General features: G+C 70.3%; 5 protein-coding genes and 1 pseudogene. 1 reads left to right on the forward strand and 5 read right to left on the reverse strand.

The genetic code is table 11. From position 1 onward, the window contains the following. On the forward strand, positions 1–834 hold an 834-nt coding region (locus ACTWQJ_RS44500), incomplete at its 5' end, for a hypothetical protein (RefSeq protein ID WP_443312093.1). Between the two features lie 435 nt (positions 835–1,269). Here ACTWQJ_RS44500 and ACTWQJ_RS44505 read toward each other — a convergent pair. From ACTWQJ_RS44505 to ACTWQJ_RS44525, 5 genes and pseudogenes are all read right to left on the reverse strand, one after another. Beyond that, complete coding sequence (locus ACTWQJ_RS44505; protein ID WP_443312094.1) at positions 1,270–1,716, reverse strand: GlcG/HbpS family heme-binding protein; 447 nt, start codon at positions 1,714–1,716, stop codon at positions 1,270–1,272. Beyond that, positions 1,667–2,695: a DMT family transporter gene (locus ACTWQJ_RS44510; RefSeq protein ID WP_443312095.1), complete on the reverse strand. Its 1,029-nt coding sequence runs from the start codon at positions 2,693–2,695 to the stop codon at positions 1,667–1,669. Before ACTWQJ_RS44510 ends, ACTWQJ_RS44505 begins: the two co-directional genes overlap by 50 nt. Next, entirely contained in the window at positions 2,679–4,196 is a 1,518-nt protein-coding gene (locus tag ACTWQJ_RS44515; RefSeq protein WP_443312096.1) for a flavin monoamine oxidase family protein, read from the reverse strand. Before ACTWQJ_RS44515 ends, ACTWQJ_RS44510 begins: the two co-directional genes overlap by 17 nt. Before the next feature lie 99 nt (positions 4,197–4,295). Then, positions 4,296–5,171: pseudogene (locus ACTWQJ_RS44520) on the reverse strand (glutathione S-transferase C-terminal domain-containing protein). Positions 5,172–5,532: 361 nt separating this feature from the next. Continuing rightward, positions 5,533–6,168 carry a LysR substrate-binding domain-containing protein gene (locus ACTWQJ_RS44525; protein WP_443312097.1) on the reverse strand — a complete coding sequence of 212 codons (636 nt, stop codon included), beginning with the start codon at positions 6,166–6,168 and terminating at the stop codon, positions 5,533–5,535. Positions 6,169–6,328 lie beyond the last annotated feature (160 nt).

Genomic DNA, 6,328 nt, shown 5'->3' on the forward strand with positions numbered 1-6,328 from the left:
GTGGAGGGGGCAGCCATGGGATCGCGGGATCGGCAGCGCGCACGGATCATGATCACGGTCAAGACGTATCCCGAGCTGTCCAACAAGTACCGCGAGACCAGCTGTGTGGCGGGCATACGGCTGGATCAGGGTGCGCCTCAGCACGTGCAGCTCTTTCCGGTGCCTTTCCGGCTCCTCGCCGAGGAGGCCCGGTTCTCCAAGTACTCGATCATCGAGGTCGACGTCGAGCCGCACGGTCGGCGCGACTCCCGGCCCGAGAGCTTGCGGCCGGACCTCGGCACCCTTGAGATCGTGGGTGAGGTTGCGGCGGGTGGTGACTGGAGGGAGCGGTACAAGTACGTCGAGCCCCTCGTCGCGCCGTCCTTGTGTGCCATCAGAAGGGACCAGCAGGCGCACGGGACCTCGCTCGGCGTCTTTCGGCCCAACGATGTCAGCTTCCGGCTGACGGCGGCCGAGCGCTGGTCCGAGTCCAAGGCCGCTCTGGCCGGCCAACTGGACCTCCTGGAACAGGACTTGGCGCCGCTCGAATGGGTACCGCTGGACTTCCGTTACCGGTTCCGCTGTGCGGATGCCGACTGCCCGACGCATGACATGGCCCTGAAGGACTGGGAGGCCGGTGCGTCGTACCGCAAGTTCCTGCGCAAATACGGCGAGCGCGCTGTGCAGGAGAAGCTGCGGAGGACGTGGTACGACCGGATCTTCTCCCGCGACCGTGCCGTTCACTTCTTCGTCGGCAACATTGCAGCCCACCCCAAGACCTTCATGTTGCTGGGCCTCTTCTACCCAAAGGTGAACGTAGTCGAGTGCGTTCAGGACAGCCTGTTCGGGGACTGACTTCAGCGCTCGGCACAGCCCGTATCGGCGGAGAACGCTGGGGGCGGCGTACCCAGTCTCGTGATTGATCAGACCGTAATGGGTGCCTTCGTCACTGCTGAAGCGCACGATGACGTTCTCTTCCACCAAGTGGGGTGGACTGTCGTCGACGGTGACATCTGCACCGTGTCCCCGTGATCTTGCAGCCGCTGCCGAAGCAAGCTGTTGAAAATCATCGACGCTGACGGCGTCGGCAATCAGAGAGTCGCATGTCCCGCCGTGGCCGAGGTTTTCTGGGGACTGTCGATCACGAGGAATCCGGGATGGGCTGCTCCCTTTTCGACAGCCACTTCGAAACGGCAAGCTGCCAGGCCTCTGTGATCAGTGCCCGTGCCCCGGAAACTCCTGGTAGGGCTCGCCCCTCACGGCTCAAGCAGCCAACGGGTCCGCGTGCGCCTACTCCGCCTGTTCGTCCGCGCCCGTCTCCGGTACGAGGCCCACTGCCCGGATACCGGCGACCGCCGCGCGTTCGTCGTTGAGCGAGGTGTCGCCGGTCGCGCCGACCGCGCCCAGCAGGTGGCCTTGCTCGTCCCGTACGAACACACCGCCCGGCACCGACAGCACCCGGCCTCCCGCCAGGGCCGCGATCGAGGTGAAGAACTCGGGTGCGGCGGTGGCACGCCTGCCGATCTCGCGGTTGTTGATGCCGAGTCCGAGGACGCCCCACGCCTTGGCGATGGCGATGTCCGGCCGCAGCAGTCCGGCGCGGTCCTCTCGTGCCAGGGTCACCAAGGTGCCACCGGGATCGAGGACGGCGAAGGTGAGTGGCTCCAGATTCTCCTCGCGGGCGAAGTCAATGCCTGCCTGCACGATCCGGTGTGCCTGGTCCAGGGTGATGCTCATCTGGGTTCCTTTCCATTGTGGTTGATCGCGTTCGGTGGGAGTTGCAGAGACTGCCGAAGCACAGCCCCTGGGCGTACGCCAGTGCCACGAGGACCAGGGCGGAGCCCACCGTCTGTGGCCAGGTGATGTGCTGCTCACCGGTCAGGGCGGCGAAGAGGGCCGCGGCGACCGGGACGGCGAACATCCACAGCATCACCGCCGCAGAGCCCACCTGTCCCACCGCCCGGTACCAGACGACCAGCCCGGCCACCGTCACGAGCAGCACGGAGTAACCGAGCGAGAACCAACTCAGCGGCTGCCGTACCGCCCCGTGCACGGTGAAGCCCGCGATCGCGGCGAGCGGAAGCAGGACCGCCGTGCCCGCCGCGGAGGTCCAGGCGGTCACGTGCAGGGGGCTGTGGTGCTTCAGAAGCGGTCGTGTGATCACGGGGTACCAGCCCCACAGTGCGGCGGCGAACAGGGCCAGGGCACTGCCGTACCACTCCGTGGCCGCAGGGCCGACCGCGGTGGTGCTCTGGCGGCCCAGCACGACCAGGACGACTCCGGCGAAGGCCACCGTCCCGGCTGCCGCGGCGCGTCGTGCGGGCAGCGTGGCGTGCTCACCTGCCAGTCGGGCGAACAGCGCGGTGAAGAAGGGTGAGAGGGCGATCAGGATCGCCGCGGCGGCGGGTGTGCTCAGCCGTACAGCCGCGCTGAACGCGAGCTGGTAGCCGACGATGCCGACGGCTGCCGAGAGCAGCAGCCGGGGCCACTGGCCGCGCTCCACACGCAGCGTGCCCTCGGTCCACCGGGCGAGGGCCAGCAGCAGCGGGGCGGCGAGCAGGAAGCGGAGCGCGTTGAAGCCGGGCACGGTGAACTCGCGCAGGCCCCAGGCGTTCACGGTGTAGTTGGCGCCCCAGGTCACGCTGACCGAGGCGAGGGCCCAGGGCGCCCATCGGGTGCCGTGGCCGCGGTGCGGCCCCTCAGTGTCGTACGGCACGGTCGCCCGCCTGCTCCAGCACGCCGCGCACCGCCACAAGGGCGGACTCCAGGGCGCCCTGGATCCATGCGTGCACCACCGACAGCTGCTCACCCGCGAAGAAGATCCTGGGCCGCTCCACAGGGTGGGGCGCACCGAGCTCGGTGAGATAGCGGGCGTGCTGACCAGGCGCGAGATACGCGAAGGCGCCGCCGCCGATGCCGGGTTGTTCGTCCCAGTTCCAGTGCACGATGTCGTCGACGGTGTCGGCGATGCCGGGGTGCAGTTCTTCCAGGGCTTCCAGGACGAGCCCGGTGCGGTCCTCCTCCGGCAGGGTGGAGAACCGTCGTGCGTTGCCCTCCCACAGATAGGCGCCGGTCAGCACGGCCGGCTCGTGGGAGCGAGCGGGATCCGTCGCCGCCCAACTCGCCCCGTGGGGCCGGGCGTTGTCGGAGGGGTACCAGCACTGCTGAATGGGCAGGTCGGTGAAGCTGCCGCCGCCGTGGATCCCGTCGGACAGTTCCCACACTCTGCGATTCACATGCAGCAGGGTCTTGCTGCTGCTCGCGTAGTGGATGCCGCGCACCGCCTGACGCTGGCTGGGCGGCAGGCCGGGCTCGAAGCGGATCTGGTCCAGGGCGGGGGCGGGCAGTGCGCACACGGCCCAGTCGTACCGTTCGTCGATCCGCCCGCCGAAGCCGCGGCCCACCACTCGTACCCCGTCGCCGTCGATGCCTATCCGCTCGATGTGTGCGGAGAGTCTGAGCGTCCGCGGCGGCAGAGCGCGTACGAAGGCGGAGACCAGGGCGTCCATGCCGTCGACCAGCTCCAGCTGCTCGACGTGGAAGAGCCCGAAGTGGTCGACCAGCACCTCCAGCAGCGAGGCGTGTTCGTAGTGGGCCAGGCCGCTCACCTGGCCTGCGAGGTCCCAGGCCTGCTGGGTGAGCCTGGTGCTGGCGTACTGCCACAGGGAGGTGGACATGAGCGCCTCGACGTCCGGGTCGTCCACTTCGCCCGCGAGGATGGCCTTGTGCTGCTCAGGCCGCAGCCCGTGCCAGACGTGATGCAGCAGCTCTTCGAGTAACTGGCGCGGGTCACGGGCCTCCGGGCCGGTGAGCCCGTACCGGCCGGGCAGGACGTGGGCGTCGCGGGCGCGTACGCGCTGTCCGCGCAGGTGGAGGTAGGCGTCCGGGTTGGCGTTGACGAACGTTCGTGTGGGCAGCCGGAATTGGCGGACGTAGTGCAGCGTGGTGTGGTGGTTGGAGGGCAGCCGCATCGCACCCAGCTCGCCGTGGGTGCCGTCCCAGAAGCGGTGCGTGCGGATGCGGCCGCCGGGATGGCCCGCCCGCTCGTACACCGTCACCTCCAGCCCTCGGCGGACCAGTTCGTAGGCACAGGCCAGTCCGGAGATACCGGCGCCGATCACAGCTACGCGGCCTGTGGCGCCGCGGTGCGTCTCCACCAGGTCCGCGGGGAACCGGAACTGCTCGTCGAAGGGGCTGGCGGTGTCGGTGTCCGTCATGTCACGGGACGCTACGCACCAGTGCGGGGCGGATGGTGGAGGCGGGATTGCAGTCGCATGAAACCGCCGGAGGCCGGGCGTCCGCCCCCGTTTTCCCCGTCAGCCGGGCCGCCGCGCCGGCTCCGGTGCCTCATGTCGTGCGTACGCCGCCCAGTCCACGATCTGCACCGCCGCGCCGGCTGCCTCCTCGCCCCGGCAGTGGACGTGGTGCCTGCGGGCGATGCCGTCCAGGTCGAGGTGAGAGCCGAAAGGCGGGGTGCGCCGTCAAACACCGTGCGTACGCCCACAGACGGGGGTGGTCGGTGATGCGGTGCACGGCGGCGGCGTCCAGGTGGTGGCGGTGCACCGTGTCCAGCTGCACCAGTGTGACCCACAACTGCACGTCGGCGATGGTGAGTTCGCCACCCAGCAGCTGCCCCCGGGAACCGAGCCGCCACTCCAGCACGTCCAGCGCGCGCAGGAGAGTGGCCAGGGCGATGTCACGTGCCGCCGGGTCGCCACCGTACTCGCCGGCGCGCTGGGCGGTCTCGGTGATGCCCTGCCCGCAGAGACGGCCGACGGCCTCGATCGCCTCCTCGGCGCCACGCGGGTGGAGATCAGGGCCATGGCCACCGAACTGCCGGGCGAGGTCCCGCAGGATGTCGGGGGTGTGGGTGCTGACTATCCTGCCGGTCCAGTCGTCGCTGAGGACTGGTGCCACCGTCGGTCCGGGATGCTGGTGCGAGCTGGCCTCGTACAGCGGGCGCAGCGCACGATACCCGCCGTCCGGGGCGTCGGGCACGGCGGGCAGCAGGGTCACCGGGAGGGTGTCGTCGAGGCCGAGGAGGCTGTGCGTGACGGCGATCTGCAGACAGTGCGACAGGACGGCGAGAGGTGGAGCCGGTAGCGGTGCGGCACAGCGTAGTAACCGCTGCGCGCGTCACAGCCGATCCTGCTCCGGAAGGACGGCACGGCTGTTGGGGATGAGGCGGGCATACGTCTCCCTCGAAGTGCTCGGTCACGGGCATACGACGGCGACGGCGCGGCCGGAATGCGGTAGGTGCGCGGGAGGGTCAGGCGTGGGCGCGGGCGGGCCACCGGCGTGCGGGGAACTTGCCGCACTGCACACACGTACGAGGTCGATGTGGCGGCGGGATGTCAGCAGGGGCAGCTGCCGGACGGCGACACGGACAGCGTCGCTGCCGAGGTCCAGCGCGGCACCATCCATGCTTCCCTACCAATTCACTAGGATTCCCGTAGTGGAGTGTCAGGCCGCGGCCAAGCCGAGTCAAGAGGCCCGCACGCACCGCACCGGGACGTCTCACCACGTGAGAGAGGTGCGGGCCGATCGGTGCGGTCAGGCCGCGCGGCCGGTCTCGCAGGCGGCGAGCAGTGCGCGGACCGCCTCGACGGCGGCGCCGGTCAGCGAGGGGTCCGCACCATGCCCGGGGCGCGCGCTGAGCCGTACCGGAGAAACAGCGGGCAGGCCCTCGACCGGGGTCAGTCCCTCGGGGTGCTGGCTGCCGGGCACGGCGAGCAGCGCGGCGCCCAGCCCTGCGCGGGCCACATCCAGGACGCCCGCGAGATATCCGGCCTCGGCGACGACGGTGGCCTGGGTGTGGTCGGCGGCCAGTGCGGCAAGGGCGCGGCGGCGGATGACGCACGGTTCGTTGATGGCGACCAGCGGCAGCGGGGCGGGGGCTGCGGGCGGCTTCCAGCCGGGGGCGGCGTACCAGCGCAGCGGCAGTCCGCCCACGGGGGTGCCGGCCGCGGCGGTCGCCTCGGTGACGTAGACGGCGAGGTCGAGCTCGCCCCGGTCGACCGCGTCCGTCAGTCGCGCCGAGCGGTCGATCCGCACCCGGACCTCGGCGCCCGGCCGCACCTCCCGTACCGCCTCGGTGAGCACCGGGAGGATCTGGTCGGCGCCGTGCTCGGTGGCGCCGATGACGACGGTCTCGGCGCCTGGGCCGTCCTCGCCCAGCAGCCTGCGCACGGCCGCGTCATGCGTTCCGACGATCAGCCGCGCCTCCTGCAGCAGCTGGGCGCCGTGGGCCGTGAACCGGGTCTTGCGGCCGTCGCGTTTGACGACCGGACGGCCGAGCGTCTTCTACAACCGCCGTACATGCTGGCTGACCGCGGACTGGCTGAGCGCG

The organism is Streptomyces sp. KR55 (assembly GCF_052245645.1).
GTDB lineage: Bacteria > Actinomycetota > Actinomycetes > Streptomycetales > Streptomycetaceae > Streptomyces > Streptomyces flavusporus.